At 73.2% G+C, this 14,179-nt stretch carries 14 protein-coding genes; 8 read left to right on the forward strand and 6 right to left on the reverse strand.

Annotation, left to right across the window (positions count from 1 at the left end; genetic code table 11):
- Positions 1–16: 16 nt before the first annotated feature.
- The 5 genes from ACFPK1_RS11110 to ACFPK1_RS11130 all read right to left on the reverse strand — a co-directional run bounded on the left by ACFPK1_RS11110 (position 17) and on the right by ACFPK1_RS11130 (position 3,309).
- Complete coding sequence (locus ACFPK1_RS11110) at positions 17–457, reverse strand: hypothetical protein (protein WP_378020964.1); 441 nt, start codon at positions 455–457, stop codon at positions 17–19.
- Complete coding sequence (locus ACFPK1_RS11115; RefSeq protein ID WP_378020965.1) at positions 454–1,497, reverse strand: hypothetical protein; 1,044 nt, start codon at positions 1,495–1,497, stop codon at positions 454–456. Before ACFPK1_RS11115 ends, ACFPK1_RS11110 begins: the two co-directional genes overlap by 4 nt.
- Positions 1,498–1,790: 293 nt before the next feature.
- Entirely contained in the window at positions 1,791–2,054 is a 264-nt protein-coding gene (locus ACFPK1_RS11120) for a hypothetical protein (protein ID WP_378020966.1), read from the reverse strand.
- Positions 2,051–2,305: a DUF397 domain-containing protein gene (locus ACFPK1_RS11125; RefSeq protein ID WP_378020967.1), complete on the reverse strand. Its 255-nt coding sequence runs from the start codon at positions 2,303–2,305 to the stop codon at positions 2,051–2,053. The genes ACFPK1_RS11120 and ACFPK1_RS11125 overlap by 4 nt, the downstream gene beginning before the upstream one ends.
- A gap of 128 nt (positions 2,306–2,433) precedes the next feature.
- Complete coding sequence (locus tag ACFPK1_RS11130; protein WP_378020968.1) at positions 2,434–3,309, reverse strand: helix-turn-helix domain-containing protein; 876 nt, start codon at positions 3,307–3,309, stop codon at positions 2,434–2,436.
- A gap of 226 nt (positions 3,310–3,535) precedes the next feature.
- Between ACFPK1_RS11130 and ACFPK1_RS11135 the strand changes: the two genes are divergently transcribed.
- The 8 genes from ACFPK1_RS11135 to ACFPK1_RS11170 all read left to right on the forward strand — a co-directional run bounded on the left by ACFPK1_RS11135 (position 3,536) and on the right by ACFPK1_RS11170 (position 13,122).
- Entirely contained in the window at positions 3,536–4,375 is an 840-nt protein-coding gene (locus ACFPK1_RS11135; protein WP_378020969.1) for an SAM-dependent methyltransferase, read from the forward strand.
- A gap of 105 nt (positions 4,376–4,480) precedes the next feature.
- The gene (locus ACFPK1_RS11140) at positions 4,481–4,900 is read left to right on the forward strand and encodes a class I SAM-dependent methyltransferase (RefSeq protein ID WP_378020970.1); all 420 of its coding nucleotides are present in this window, start codon (positions 4,481–4,483) and stop codon (positions 4,898–4,900) included.
- 130 nt (positions 4,901–5,030) lie between these two features.
- Positions 5,031–6,533, forward strand: coding sequence for an aldehyde dehydrogenase family protein (locus ACFPK1_RS11145; protein ID WP_378020971.1), 1,503 nt, complete (start codon positions 5,031–5,033; stop codon positions 6,531–6,533).
- Positions 6,530–8,089, forward strand: a complete 1,560-nt coding sequence (locus ACFPK1_RS11150; protein ID WP_378020972.1) for an APC family permease — start codon at positions 6,530–6,532, stop codon at positions 8,087–8,089. The genes ACFPK1_RS11145 and ACFPK1_RS11150 overlap by 4 nt, the downstream gene beginning before the upstream one ends.
- Positions 8,089–9,660, forward strand: coding sequence for a GMC family oxidoreductase (locus ACFPK1_RS11155; protein WP_378020973.1), 1,572 nt, complete (start codon positions 8,089–8,091; stop codon positions 9,658–9,660). Before ACFPK1_RS11150 ends, ACFPK1_RS11155 begins: the two co-directional genes overlap by 1 nt.
- Positions 9,661–9,730: 70 nt before the next feature.
- Complete coding sequence (locus tag ACFPK1_RS11160) at positions 9,731–10,576, forward strand: HalD/BesD family halogenase (protein ID WP_378020974.1); 846 nt, start codon at positions 9,731–9,733, stop codon at positions 10,574–10,576.
- A gap of 23 nt (positions 10,577–10,599) precedes the next feature.
- Complete coding sequence (locus ACFPK1_RS11165) at positions 10,600–12,381, forward strand: choline/carnitine O-acyltransferase (RefSeq protein ID WP_378020975.1); 1,782 nt, start codon at positions 10,600–10,602, stop codon at positions 12,379–12,381.
- 66 nt (positions 12,382–12,447) lie between these two features.
- Positions 12,448–13,122: an HAD family hydrolase gene (locus ACFPK1_RS11170; protein ID WP_378020976.1), complete on the forward strand. Its 675-nt coding sequence runs from the start codon at positions 12,448–12,450 to the stop codon at positions 13,120–13,122.
- On the opposite strand, the gene ACFPK1_RS11175 is transcribed toward ACFPK1_RS11170, so the two are convergent.
- Positions 13,073–14,119 carry a hypothetical protein gene (locus ACFPK1_RS11175; RefSeq protein WP_378020977.1) on the reverse strand — a complete coding sequence of 349 codons (1,047 nt, stop codon included), beginning with the start codon at positions 14,117–14,119 and terminating at the stop codon, positions 13,073–13,075. The genes ACFPK1_RS11170 and ACFPK1_RS11175 overlap by 50 nt on opposite strands.
- Positions 14,120–14,179 lie beyond the last annotated feature (60 nt).

Consider the following 14,179-nt stretch of genomic DNA (forward strand, 5'->3'; position numbering starts at 1 on the left):
CCTGCGCCGATCGGCGTCAGCGCCGGCCGACCTGCTGGTAGTAGCCCTGGTCCTGCTGCGGCACCGCGGCGGCGCTCGACGGGTCGTCGAGGTAGAACCGCTGGCCGATGATCTTCAGGTCGCGGCGCGCCATGGCGAGGTTCGCCTGCTGGCGGTTGAGCACCAGGTAGAAGAACATCTTGTCGTCCGGGTTGCCGTAGATCGGCCGGATCAGGTGGTACTGCGTGTCGAGGGTGATCAGGATGTCCTCGATCGTCTCGCGCAGGCCCAGCTTCTGCATGACGTCGAACTTCGCGCGCACGACCTCGCTGTTGCCGGGGGCGGCGACGTCGAGGTCGAACTCGGCGCTGCCGCCGCGTGACCCGAGGGTCATGCCGCTGTCGTAGTCGACGATCGCCACGGCGAACGCGCCCTTGATGTTGGCGGCGGCGTTCAGTGCGTACTCGACATCACTCATGGGTTCCTCCGTGTCGGGGTCGCTCCGGGGGAGCGGGTGGTGGTGGATTCGGGGCCGCCGGCGAGGGCCGCCGGGGGCGTGCGCCCCAGGCGGAGCAGGCCGGCGAGGACGCGCCGCAGGGTCTCGGGGTCGGAGCGCCAGCGTTGGCCGAGCACACCGGCCGAGTCCTTCGGTGCCCCCGGCTCGTCGCCCGTCCCGTCGGCCGGCGGGGCCGGGACCGCGGGCAGGGCCGACGCGGCCGGTGGCCGGCGGGGCCGGGGGAGCTCCGGAGCGATCTCCGGGACCTCCCGTGTCGGCGACGGTGCCGACGGGGCGTCCTGCGGGGTGTCCTGCGGTGTGTCCTGCCGCGTGCTCGACAGGGCGGGCCGCGGAGCCCACGGCGTGGCCGTGGACCGGGCGGGCGCCGGGGCGGGCGTCCGCGCGGTGGCCGGCGGGCTCGACGGGGCGGGCAGCGCGGCCGGGGCCAGGGCTGCCGTGGGCCCCGCGGGGCGCGCCGGCACGCTCGTCGGCGTCGCTGCCGGCGGGCGGTTCGTGGGTGGCACGCGGGACGGCCAGCTCGTCGACCGGGCCGCGAGGGGTGGCGCCGCCGACGGCGCGCGGGGCGCGGACGTCGACGACGGACCCGCGGGCAGCTCGGCCGGCCCGGCCGGGGCCGGGGGTCGAGACGCCGCGGGGGCATGCGGGGTGGTGAGCGCGGCGAGACGCCGTCGGGCGAGGGCGAGGTTGCCGCCGTCGCGGTGCACCCGGAGATAGACCCAGCCGGTGACCGGCGCGCCCACGGCGCGCAGCAGGTGGTGGGCCGCGTCGGTGGTGACGATGACGTCGTCGAGGGCGAGCTCCCGGTCGCCGGCGACGGCCGCGGCCCGGCGGCCCCACGCGAGCACGGCGGCGGCGGTGCCCTCGTCGGTGCCGACCTCGGCGACGACGCGGCGGTCGTGGCCCTCGGGGTCGGTGTCGGTGAGCAGCGCGTGGGCGAAGCCCGGGAGATCGCGCAGCGACGCGAGGGATGGGGCGGGAGACGGGGTGGCCGGCGTGGTCACCTGGGCGGCGGGGCTCGGGGGAGCTCCCGGGACGGGCCCCGTGGGGGTCGCCGTACGTGTCGCCGCCGTGATCACGGAATCCTCTCGTTCGCAACTCAGCCGGGTCACAGCGTAGACCCCGGTGTTACTCAGAGCAACCGGCCGAACGGATGACGTGACCTGACCAGGGGATGCAGCCATCATCCGGGGACGGAGTGATTACTCTACGCCAAACGGTCGAATTCCTCAGTGATCGGATGGTCGACCGACGCACGAGGGTGACGCGATCACCGGACGGCGGAACGAGCGGCCCCTCAGGCGGAGGCGCGCGGGACCAGCCGCGCCCACAGCCCGCTGCGACGGTCGGCGGTCGGGGTGGTCGGCTCGCCGGCCGCGGACGCGCACGACTCGCACCGGGACTCCGGGGGCGCGGAGAGCGAGGACGCCCAGACCGTCGCCTGGCACAGCGCCTCGAAGCGGCCGTCGCCACCCTGGGCGGCCAGGAACGCGGCGTCGGAGACGGCGTGGTCGGCGCCGTCGACGGCGCAGGTGAGCCACATCAGCCGGTTGCGCTTCACGCGACACCCGCCACGCCGTCGGCACCCAGCAGGTCGTCGAACGCGCCGCCCTTGATGTCGGCGAGGAAGTCGCTCATCTCGGCGAACGAGAACACGAGGGCGGGGCCCTCGGGGAACCGTGAGTTGCGCACCGCGACACCCCGGGACTGCACCGAGGCGAGCTCGACACAGTTGCCCTGCTTCCCGGACCGGGCGCTCTTGCGCCATGTCACGTCGGGCAGAGCGTCGTGTGCATTCGGCACCTGGCCCATGCGACCGCCTCGATCGTCTGCACGTGCATCCGTCGGGTCGACAGTAGCAACCGCCGTGGGCGTCTGCACGTGCATGTGACGTGGGCGGGTCGTCCGGTCACCCACGGTCCGGGTGACGGGGCCCGGGCTCAGCGCTCGGCAGCGAGCTTCGTGAGGTACTGGCGGGTCTCGTCCGGCGTCAGCGCGTCGACGGCCACACGGTCCATCACGCGGCTGTACTGCTCGACCTCGGCGCGCTTGTCCAGGTACGTCGCGTGGGTCAGGTGCTCCTGGTAGACGAGGTCGGGCAGCTCGGGCTCGGAGAAGCGCAGGATCGAGAACGTGCTCTCCGCGGCGTAGCCGGACAGCGTGAACGGCAGGACCTGGATGACGACGTTCGGGAGCGCGGAGACCTCGAGCAGCCGCTCGATCTGCCCGACGAGCACGGCGTGGCCGCCGATGGGCCGGTGCAGCACCGACTCGTCGAGGATCGCCCACATCGTCGGCGAGTCGCGGCGCCCGAGCATCTGCTGGCGCCGCATGCGCACGGTCAGGCGGCGCTCGTCGTCGTCGGTGGCGCGGTCCGGGTGGCCGGACGTGATGATCGCGCGGGCGTAGTCCTCGGTCTGCAGGAGACCGGGGACGAACATCAGCTCGTAGGTCTGGATGCGCGAGGCGCTGGTCTCCAGGCCCACGTAGTCCTCGAACCAGTCGGGGAGGACATCGCCGTAGGGCTGCCACCAGCCGGGCTCGTTGGAGCGCCGCGTCATGTCGAGCAGCAGCTCGCGCTCCTGCTCCTCGGTGATCCCGTACATCGTCAGCAGGTCGGCGACGTCGCGCTCCTTGAAGCCGACCTTGCCGGCCTCGAGGCGGCTCATCTTGGAGTCGGACCCGCGGATCGACCACGCGGCGTCGGAGCGTGCCACGCCGGCGCGCTCGCGCAGGCGTCGCAGCTGGGCGCCCAGGATGATCCGCCGCGCGGTGGGCCCGGTGCCCTCCGGCTCGGTGTGCTCCTGCTCGGCCACGTCTGGTGCGCTCCCCGCTGTCCTCGGGCCCCGCTGTTCACGCCGCTGCGGGCCTCGTCCGCGGCCCCCGCCGGCACCCGGCCGTGCCGCCGAGCCCGAGACGTTACACGGCTCCCCGTCCGGATGTCGGCAGTCCGATCTCCGCTGATCGACCCGCGCCGGGCCGGACCGTCGTACTCTCCTAGGGTGAGCGACCGTCCGTGACGTACGTCCCGATGGGATCCCCATGACCGCTGCGCAGTCCTCGTCCCGCTCGGGGTCCGCTCCCGCCTACATCGACACGTCGAAGGCGAGCATCGCGCGGGTCTACGACACCGCCCTCGGCGGCAAGGACAACTACCCGGCGGACCGCGAGGTCGTCGAGAAGCTGCGCACGGTCGCCCCCGAGATCGGGCAGTTCACGGTCGACCACCGGGCGTTCCTCGTGCGCGCCGTGCGGTTCCTCGCCGGCACGGCCGGCATCGACCAGTTCCTCGACCTCGGCTCGGGCCTGCCCACCGCGGAGAACACCCACCAGGCCGCCCAGCGCCTGCGCCCCGAGGCCCGCGTGGTCTACGTCGACAACGACCCGTCGGTGGTCGCGCACGGTCGCGCGCTGCTGGAGGAGAACGACCGCACGTTCTTCTCCCCGGGCGACCTCACGGTGCCGAGCGAGGTGCTCGCGGACCCGGTGGTCACCCGCAACCTCGACTTCGAGCGCCCGATCGCGCTGCTGCAGCTCGGCACGCTGCACCACTACGACGAGAGCAAGCTGACCTGCGTCGAGATCATGCAGCAGTACATCGACGCGCTGCCGTCCGGTTCCTACGTCGCGCTGAGCCACTTCCTCGACCCCGAGGACGAGAACAGCGTCGTGGCCCGCCGGATGGAGGACGTCTTCCTCCACAGCCCGCTGGGCACCGGCGTCTACCGCACCCGGGAGCAGATCCTGGCGATGATGCCGGGCCTCGACCTGGTCGACCCGGGCCTCGAGCTGTGCGTCAAGTGGTGGCCGGACGGTCCGCAGCTCGCCCCGCTGCTGCCCGCCCAGCACTGCATCGCCGGTGTCGTCGGCCGCAAGCCCTGAGCAGCCCTGAGCAGCTCCGACCGGGCGCGCTGGGACGCGCGGTTCACCGGTCTCGGGTCCGGTGAGCCCGGTCCACCGTCCGCGCTGGTCGGGCGCGAGCACCTCGTGCCGGCCACCGGCCGCGCGCTGGACCTCGCGTGCGGGCGCGGGACCGTCGCGGTGTGGCTGGCTCGCCGCGGCCTCGACGTCGACGCGGTCGACGTCTCGCCGGTGGGTCTCGCGGCGGGCCGGGAGCAGGCCCCCGAGGTGCACTGGATCGAGGCGGACCTCGACGACGGCCTGCCCGTCGCCGGCCCGTACGACGTCGTCGTCTGCCAGCGCTTCCGCGACCCCGGGCTCTACCCGGCCCTGGCCGACGTGCTCGCCCCGGGCGGGCTGCTGGTGATCAGCGTGCTGTCCGGGGCGGGCGACGAGGGCGGCCCGTTCCGGGCCCCGCCGGGGGAACTGCTCGCGGCGTTCGGCGCGCTCGACGTGCTCCACCACGAGCAGGGGCACGGCGAGGAGAGCCTGGTCGCCGTCCGCTGACGTCCGGCGCCACCCACCGTGGCGACGCGTGTGGTCTGTGTAAGGCATGGTGCCGACGTGGCCGGAGGTCGATACTCGGACGGTCGGTCCTCAGGGCCGACCGGGTGACGACGACGAGGAGGCGCCAGGCGTGGGGCAGCTGTTCATCGACGGAGCGTGGACGACAACGGTCGACGGGGGCAGGCGGGAGATCCGGTCTCCCGCGGACGGGCACCTGGTCGCGGAGGTCGACGAGGCGGGCGCGAAGGACACCGAGCTCGCCATCGCGGCGGCGCGGCGGGCGTTCGACGACCACCGCTGGTCGTCGGTGCCCGCCCCGGAGCGCGGGGCCCTGCTGCTGCGTGTCGCGGACCTCCTCCAGCGCGACAAGGCCCGTCTCGCGCAGGCCGAGACCGACGACACCGGCAAGCGGCTCGCCGAGTCCGAGATCGACATGGACGACATCACCAACTGCTTCCGGTGGTTCGGGCACCTGGCCGCCACCGACGACGGGCGGCTGGTCGACACGGGCATCGCCACCGCGCGCAGCAAGGTCGTGCACGACCCCGTCGGGGTGTGCGGGCTGATCACGCCCTGGAACTACCCGCTGCTGCAGACCGCGTGGAAGGTCGCGCCGGCGCTGGGGGCGGGCTGCTCGTTCGTCCTCAAGCCCAGCGAGCTCACCCCGCACACGGCGATCATCCTCATGGAGCTGCTCGCCGAGGCCGGCGTGCCCGACGGGGTGGCGAACCTCGTGCTGGGGGCGGGGGCCACCGCGGGGGCGCCCCTGTCGACCGACCCGCGCGTGGACATGGTCAGCTTCACCGGCGGGCTGGTGACCGGCCGCAAGATCATGGAGTCGGCGTCGGCCACGGTGAAGAAGGTGGCCCTGGAGCTGGGCGGCAAGAACCCGTTCGTGCTGTTCGCGGACGCCGACCACGAGACCGCGGTGGACAACGCGCTCACCGCGATCTTCCTGCACTCCGGTCAGGTGTGCTCCGCGGGCGCGCGGCTCGTCGTGGAGGAGTCCGCCCACGACCGCATCGTCGACGACCTCGTCGAGCGGGCCCGGCGGATCCGCCTCGGCGGGCCCGACGACCCGGAGACCGAGACCGGGCCGCTGATCTCCGCGGCGCACCGCGAGAAGGTCGAGGCCTACGTCGCCGCAGGCGTCGCCGAGGGCGCGGTGCTGCGCTGCGGCGGCGAGCGCCCGTCGGACCCGAAGCTGGCCGACGGGTACTACTACCCGCCGACCATCCTCGACCGCTGCACCCAGGACATGTCCGTGGTGCACGACGAGTCGTTCGGCCCGGTGCTCACCGTCGAGACGTTCACCGACCTCGACGACGCGGTCCGCATCGCCAACGACACGGAATACGGCCTGGCCGGCGCGGTCTTCTCGTCCGACCACGGCACGTGCGAGGAGGTCGCCGCGCGGCTGCGCCACGGCACGATCTGGATCAACGACTTCGGCCCGTACGTCCCCGCGGCCGAGTGGGGCGGCTTCGGCCACTCCGGGGTCGGGCGCGAGCTCGGCCGCGCCGGGTTCGCCGAGTACCAGGAGCCCAAGCACATCTGGACGAACACCCGGCCGGGTCCGACCGGGTGGTTCCCCTCATCGACCAGCCGTTCCACACCAGGGAGTGGTTCATGAGCGCGAGTGACGCGAAGGCGCACAAGCAGGCCAGTGCCGCGGACGCCGAGGACATCGACGAGTTCGGCTACAAGCCGAGCCTCGTGCGGTCCCTCGGCAGCTTCCACACGTTCGCGGCGGGCATCAGCTACATCTCGATCCTCACCGGCACGTTCCAGCTCTTCTACTTCGGGCTCGGGTCCGGCGGACCGGCGTACTGGTGGTCGTGGCCCCTGGTCTTCTTCGGGCAGCTGATGGTCGCGCTCTGCTTCTGCGAGCTGGCCGCCCGCTACCCGGTGGCCGGGTCGATCTACAACTGGAGCAAGCGTCTCTCGAACCACGGCGTCTCGTGGCTCGCCGGCTGGACGATGCTGACCGCGTCCATCGTCTCCCTCGCGGCCGTCGCCCTGGCACTGCAGGCGACGCTGCCCGAGATCTGGTCCGGGTTCCAGTTCATCCCGGAGACCGTGACGAACGCGGAGGCGCTGAACGGTGTCATCCTCGCCACGGCCCTGATCGTGTTCACCACGCTGATCAACGCCTTCGGCACCAAGCTCATGGCGCAGATCAACTCGACCGGGGTGTTCCTGGAGCTGATCGCCGCCGTCGTCCTGATCATCCTGCTGGCCGTCAACATCGTGCGCGGGCCGCAGGTCGTGCTCGACACCGGCGGGATCGACGCGAGCGGGCGGCCCCTCGGGTACGCCGGCGCGTTCCTCGTGGCGATGTTCGCGTCGCTGTACGTGATGTACGGGTTCGACACGGCGAGCTCACTGGCCGAGGAGTCGCACGACCCGCGGCGCAACGCCCCGAAGGCGATCCTGCGCGCGCTGTTCTTCTCGTTCGTCCTCGGCGGTCTCATCCTGCTGTTCGCGATCATGTCGGCGCCCGACCTGTCCGACCCGGCGCTGAGCTCGCTGGGCGGCCTGCAGACGCTGATCCTCCAGGTGCTCGGGGGCTGGGCCGGGACCCTCATCCTCATCGCCGTCGTCATCGCGGTCGTCGTCTGCGACCTCGCCGTGCACGCCGCGGCGATCCGGCTGGCGTTCGCCATGAGCCGCGACAACAACCTGCCCGCGGGCTCGAAGCTGTGCACGATCAGCCCGCGGTTCGGCACGCCGGTGGTCTCGTCGGTGACGATCGGGATCATCGCGATCGTGCTGCTGCTGGTGACCTTCAGCCCGCAGATCTACACGGTGGTCACGTCCATCGCGATCATCATGATCTACACGGCGTACCTGCTCGTCACCGTGCCGATGCTCATGCATCGCTTCCGCGGCACCTGGCAGCCCCGGCCCGACGGCTTCTCGCTGGGCCGGTGGGGCCTGCCCGTCAACATCCTCGCGATCATCTGGGGCGCGGTGATGACGGTGAACCTGGCCTGGCCGCGCAACGAGGTCTACAACGCCAGCGAGCCGTTCCACTGGTACCTGCAGTGGGGCGGTGTGCTGCTGCCCGGGGTGATCCTCGGCGCCGGGTTCGCGTACTACTGGACCGTCCAGCGTCACAAGACGGGCGTCGTCGCCGAGCACGCCCGCGTGGAGACCCCCGCCGACAAGCCCGTCCAGGAGGCGTGATGGCCGAGAGAGAGTTCGACTACGTCGTCGTCGGCGGGGGGACGGCGGGGTGTGCCGTCGCCGCCCGCCTCTCCGAGGACCCGGACGTGTCGGTCTGCCTCATCGAGGCCGGACCCTCGGACGTCGGCGACGACCAGATCCTCGACCTGAGCCGCTGGATGGAGCTGCTCGAGTCCGGCTACGACTGGGACTACCCGATCGAGCCGCAGGCGTCCGGCAACTCCTACATGCGCCACGCCCGCGCGAAGGTGCTCGGGGGCTGCTCCTCGCACAACTCGGCGATCGCCTTCTGGGCGCCGAAGGAGAACCTCGACGACTGGGCCGCCGGCGGCGCGACGGGCTGGAGCGCCGAGGAGTGCTACCCCTTCTACCGCAAGCTCGAGACCGCGCTGGACACCACGGAGGAGGCCGAGGCCCCGGGCCGCGGGACCGACGGGCCCGTCACCATCCGCACCGTCGGGGACCAGGACCCGTGCGGTGAGGCGCTGCTCGCCGCGTGCGAGCAGGTCGGGCTCCCGACCACGCCGTTCAACACCGGCCGCACGGTGCTGCGGGGCGCGAACTGGTTCCAGGTCAACGCGAAGCCCGACGGGTCGCGGTCGTCGGCGTCGGTGGCCTACATCCACCCGAACCTCGACCGGCCCAACCTCACGCTGATGACCGGCTACCGGGCCGAGAAGCTGAACCTCGACACCTCCGGACCGCGTCCGCGGGCCACCGGCGCGCGCCTGCGCACCCCGGACACCCGGCACGCGATCGACGTGACCGCCCGGCGCGAGGTCGTCCTCTCGGCGGGGGCGATCGACGGCCCGAAGCTGCTGATGCTCTCGGGCATCGGGCCGGCCGCGCACCTGCGCGAGGTTGGCGTCGAGGTCGTCGTCGACGCCCCGGGTGTGGGCGAGAACCTGCAGGACCACCCCGAGGGGCTCGTGCAGTGGGAGGCCCTGCAGCCCATGCCGACGGCCTCGACGCAGTGGTGGCAGATCGGGATCTTCGCGGGGTCCGAGGGCCGGACCACGCCCGACCTGATGTTCCACTACGGCTCGGTGCCGTTCGACATGAACATCGTGCGGTACGGCTATCCGACCGCCGACAACACGTTCTGCCTCACGCCGAACGTGACCGGGGCCCAGTCGAAGGGCACGGTCCGGCTGTCGACCCGCGACTACCACGACAAGCCGAAGGTCGACCCGCAGTACTTCACCCACGAGCACGACCGCGAGGTGATGATCCGGGGCATCCGCGTCGCCCGGGAGATCGCGGCGGCGCCGGCGCTCAAGGAGTGGGTGGGCAAGGAGCTCGCCCCGGGGGAGCAGGACTCGACCGACGAGGAGCTCTTCGAGTACATCCGCAAGACCCACAACACCGTCTACCACCCGTCGTGCACGGTGAAGATGGGCGCGGACTCCGACGACATGGCTCCGGTCGACGCGCAACTGCGGGTGAAGGGCGTCGACGGCCTGCGCGTCGCCGACGGGTCGATCATGCCGGACCTGATCACCGTCAATCCCTGCATCACCACGATGATGATCGGCGAGCGCTGCGCCGACTTCATCAGGAACCCGCGCTGAGCCCGGTCGACCCCGCCCTGCCCTGATGGACGGGGCGGGGTCCGACTGATCGTCGCTACGGTTGCCCCCCGTGGCACCCGGGGGAGATGTCGTCGATGCCCGGCGCTATCCCCTCGACGACCCGGGCGCCCCGGCGTGGCGGGACGTCGTCGCCCGGGCGCGGGCCGAGCTGCGGGCCACCGGGTGCACGGTCCTGCGCGACGTCGTCGCCCCCGAGCACCGCGACCGGCTGCGGGACGAGGGCGACGCCGTCGCCGGCGCCGCGCACGCCGCGGTGGCCGAGGTCAACGTCTACAACACCGACCCCGACCCGACGCTGCCCGCCGACCACCCGGCGCGGGTCGTGCTGCACCGGCGCAACGCGTTCGTGGCGCGCGACCACATCCCGGCCGACCACCTCGTCGCCCGGCTCTACGCGCACCCGGCCGTGCACCGGCTGATCGCGGCGTGCTTCGAGGTGCCCGCCGTGCACCCGCTCGCCGACCCCTACGCCGGGCTGACCCTCAACGTCGTGGCGCCGGGCGACGACCACCCGTGGCACTTCGACACCAACGAGTTCGCCGTCAGCCTGCTGACCCGCGCACCGGAGAGCGGCGGGGTGTTCGAGTACTGCCCAGGCCTGCGCGCGGCCGGCGACGAGAACCGCGCCGGGGTGCGGGCGGTGCTCGACGGCGACCGCGGCCCGGTCCGGCGGCTCACGCTGCGCCCCGGTGACCTGCAGCTCTTCCGCGGCCGGTTCTCGCTGCACCGCGTCACGCCGGTCGGCGGCGCGACCCCGCGCCACGCCGCGATCCTCGCGTACAGCGAGCGCGCCGGTGTGCTCAACTCCCCGACGCGCAGCCGCCAGCTCTTCGGTCGCGTCGCGCCCGAGCACCTCGCGGCGGCGACCGTCCGCGGTGACACCCTGCAGGACTGACCCCCACCACCGGAGGACCAGCCATGACCGGGACGTTCGACGCCGAGGACGACCTGCCCCGGGTCCCGGTGCCGACCCTCGCCGACAGCGCCGAGCAGTTCCTCGCGTGGAGCGAGCCGCTGCTCGACGACGACCAGCGGGCGGCCACCCGCGAGGCCGTCGACCAGCTGCTGCGCCCCGACGGGCCCGGCCCGGTGCTGCAGGCCGCGCTCGAGGCCTACGACGCGCAGCCCTCCACCCACAGCTGGCTCGACGACTTCTGGGAGTCGCGCTACCTGGGGCGCCGCGACCGCATCGCGCTCAACGCCAACTTCTTCTTCCTGTTCGCCGACGACCCCGACGCCACCGACCAGGCGTCGCGAGCGGCGGGGCTCGTGCTCGGCGCGCTCGACCACAAGCACCGGGTCGACACCGAGACGCTGCCGACCGCGACCCGCAAGGGCGCGCCGATGACCATGGAGCAGCACAAGTTCCTGTTCTCCGCCACGCGCATCCCCGGCGACGAGCAGGACACGGCGCGGACGCCCTACACCGACGCCTGGCCCGGGCCCTCCCGCGCGCGCCACGTCGTCGTGCTCGTGCGCGGCCACGCGTTCCGGATGGACGTGCTCGGCCCCGACGGCACCGCGCACACCGCCGACGAGATCGCCGAGGGCCTGCGGGCGATCCGGGCACGGGTGGGGGAGAGCCGCGGCCCGGGCGTCGGGCACCTGACGACGAAGGCCCGCGCGGCGTGGGCCGCGAGCCGCCGGGCGCTGCTGGCGGAGGGCAACGAGGCGGCCCTGGACGACCTCGAGACCGCCCTGTTCTGCGTGGCGCTGGAGGACGATCTCCCCGGTGACGATCGCGCCGTCGGGAAGCAGCTGCTGGGCGGCGACGCGGCGAACCGCTGGTTCGACAAGGCCGTCACGTTCGTCGTGCTCCCGGACGGCACCGCCGGCATCAACACCGAGCACTGCCGCCTCGACGGCACGACCGTGCTCGCGCTGGTCGACGGGATGCTCGGGGCCTCGACCGCCGAGCACGCGGCGGCGCTCGGCGCCCGGTCCCAGGGCGTCCCGGCCGCCGCGCCGCTGCCGTTCGTGGTGAGCGACGAGCGCGCCGCCGACATCCGCGCCGCGGGGGAGGACTTCGCGCGGTTCACCGCGTCGGTCGCGACCCGGCTCGTGGTGTTCGACGACCTCGGCAGCGACCGGATCAAGAAGCTCGGCGTCTCGCCCGACGCCTTCGTGCAGATGGCCTACCAGCTGGCGCACGTGCGCGCGAAGGGCTTCGTCGGCGCGACCTACGAGTCGATCGCGACGCTGCAGTTCCACCACGGGCGCACCGAGGCCATGCGCGTGGTGACCCCGGAGATCCTCGCGTTCACGGCCGCGATGGAGGATCCCGGTGCCGACGACGCGCAGCGCCGGGAGGCGTTCGACGCCGCCGCGGCGGCCCACGTCCGGCGGGCCCAGGAGTGCCAGGCCGGCTACGCGCCCGAGCAGCACCTGTGGGAGCTGTCGCTGATCCAGCAGCGGCGCGGCGACGAGCTCGGGGCCACCGAGCCGTTGGCGGTCGTCGACTCGCCGGGCTGGCGCGTCATGCGCGACGACTTCATGTCCACCAGCTCGGCGCCCTCGGAGCACGTGCGGGTCTTCGGCTTCGGCTCGACGAGCACCCAGTGCATCGGCGTCGCCTACGTCCTGCTGCCCGGGCGACTGGTCGTGCACCTCAGCACGCCCGCGACGGTCGGCGAGCAGATGGAGCGCTTCGCCACCGAGCTGCGCCGGACCGTGGACGAGATCGCCGCGCTGCTCGACTGACGGGGGCGACCCGCGTCACCGTGCGCGGCGCATGCGAGCCGGTCGGCGCCGGGCATCCCCGTCGCCATGACGGACACACGCGGGACCGTGATCCTCGACGTCGACGGCACCCTCGTCGACACCAACTACCACCACGCGCTGGGCTGGTACCGGGCCTTCCGTCGGTTCGGCGTGACGATCCCGGTGTGGACCATCCACCGTCACATCGGGATGGGCGGCGACCAGCTCGTCGCGGCGGTCGCGGGCGACGAGGTCGAGAGCGAGCACGGTGACGAGATCCGTGCGGCCTGGACCGAGGAGGCCGACGCCATGCTCGACGAGATCTCGGCGCTACCCGGGGCCCACGACCTGCTCGAGGCGATCGTCGGCGCCGGCTTCACCCTCGTCATGGCGAGCTCGGGCAAGCCGCACCACGTCGAGCGCTACGCCGAGCTGATCGACGCCGGTGACCTCGCCGCGGAGTGGGTCAGCTCGGGCGACGTCGAGCGCACCAAGCCGGCCCCCGACCTGCTCGGGGTCGCCATGGAGCGCGTCGGGGCTCAGGAAGCGGTCGTCGTCGGCGACTCCGTCTGGGACTGCCGGGCCGCCGAGCGCCTCGGGTTGCCGTCCGTGGCCGTGCGGACGGGCGGCTTCTCGAACGAGGAGCTCCGGGAGGCCGGTGCCTCCGACGTCCTCGAGTCCGTGGAGGAGCTCACCGCCGACATCGACCGCCTGCGCCCGCGCGCGCCCCAGCGGGCCTGACGCAGCCCGCGCGACATCGTCCGCCTCGCCGGGGCGCGATCACCACGTCCGGCGGGCGGTCGGGCGGGCCGGCCCGCGGACACTCCAACGCCGGCGGCGCCCGCCCGCAGGCGTCGACCGCGCGGGTCACGACGAGCGTGCGCCGGCGGGACACCCGAAGCTCTCCCCTGCGGGACGATGCGTGTCGAGCACGCGGTGGCGGGGTGGGCGGATCCGTGCCGAGCGGCTCCGGACCTCGGGCCGCGACCACGGAACCAGGGCCGTCGGCCGAGGCAACGCCCATGAGGCTCCCCGCGACTGGCGTTCCCTCGTCCGGCGGGCCCTTGTCCGGCGGTCCAGCTGTCAGCGGTCCCGCGACCGGCCATCCCGCGATCGGCGATGCCGCGACCGGGGTTCCGCGCGCGCCCACGGATGCGTCCGCGACCGCCGCTTCGTCGGCGACCAGCGCGTCCTCGGTGACCGGCGCACCGGTCGGGACCGGGGCTCCGGTTGGGACAAGCGGTCCATTCGCGAACAGCGACCCATCCGCGGTCACCGAGCCGTCCGCGACCGCCGCGGGGAGCAGCACCTCGGCACCGTCGGGGCCCTCCTCGCACCCAGGACCAGGGCTCGCCGGCCCCGACGTCCCAGGACCGGCCGCGGTACGCCGCTCGCTCGGCTCGGCCGACGGCCACGCCACCTCGAGCAGGTCGGGCTCCACGTCCCACGGCACGCCGTCGGCGTCCGGGGCCAGCGCGGCCCACAGGTCGGTGGCGAGCGGCACCAGGTCGACACCCCGCCCCACGACGCAGGCGTCGACGAGCGCCCGCTCGACGCCGGCGAGGAGCGTGGCCGGACGGCCCTCCGCTCGCAACGCCTCGACCACCTCGCTGATGACGTAGAGCTGGTCGGCGTCGAGCACCCCGTCGCGCATCGCGGCGGCGGCGAGCGGGAGCGTCGAGGCCAGCACGTCGGCCAGCGCCTCGCGCACCCCGACTCCCCGACGCTCCTGCTCCATGCCCCGGACGCTACGACCGACCTCCGACAGTCCCGGTCCCTCCGGGAGCGGCCTCAGATC

The sequence above is a fragment of the Actinomycetospora rhizophila genome (genome assembly GCF_042657905.1).
Lineage (GTDB): Bacteria > Actinomycetota > Actinomycetes > Mycobacteriales > Pseudonocardiaceae > Actinomycetospora > Actinomycetospora rhizophila.

Coding starts and splice junctions, on each gene's coding strand:
- ACFPK1_RS11175 (WP_378020977.1), bottom strand. CDS start 14,119: ATGGAGCAGGAGCGTCGGGGAGTCGGGGTGCGCGAGGCGCTGGCCGAC.
- ACFPK1_RS11110 (WP_378020964.1), bottom strand. CDS start 457: ATGAGTGATGTCGAGTACGCACTGAACGCCGCCGCCAACATCAAGGGC.
- ACFPK1_RS11150 (WP_378020972.1), top strand. CDS start 6,530: ATGAGCGCGAGTGACGCGAAGGCGCACAAGCAGGCCAGTGCCGCGGAC.
- ACFPK1_RS11170 (WP_378020976.1), top strand. CDS start 12,448: ATGACGGACACACGCGGGACCGTGATCCTCGACGTCGACGGCACCCTC.
- ACFPK1_RS11165 (WP_378020975.1), top strand. CDS start 10,600: ATGACCGGGACGTTCGACGCCGAGGACGACCTGCCCCGGGTCCCGGTG.
- ACFPK1_RS11125 (WP_378020967.1), bottom strand. CDS start 2,305: ATGGGCCAGGTGCCGAATGCACACGACGCTCTGCCCGACGTGACATGG.
- ACFPK1_RS11155 (WP_378020973.1), top strand. CDS start 8,089: ATGGCCGAGAGAGAGTTCGACTACGTCGTCGTCGGCGGGGGGACGGCG.
- ACFPK1_RS11135 (WP_378020969.1), top strand. CDS start 3,536: ATGACCGCTGCGCAGTCCTCGTCCCGCTCGGGGTCCGCTCCCGCCTAC.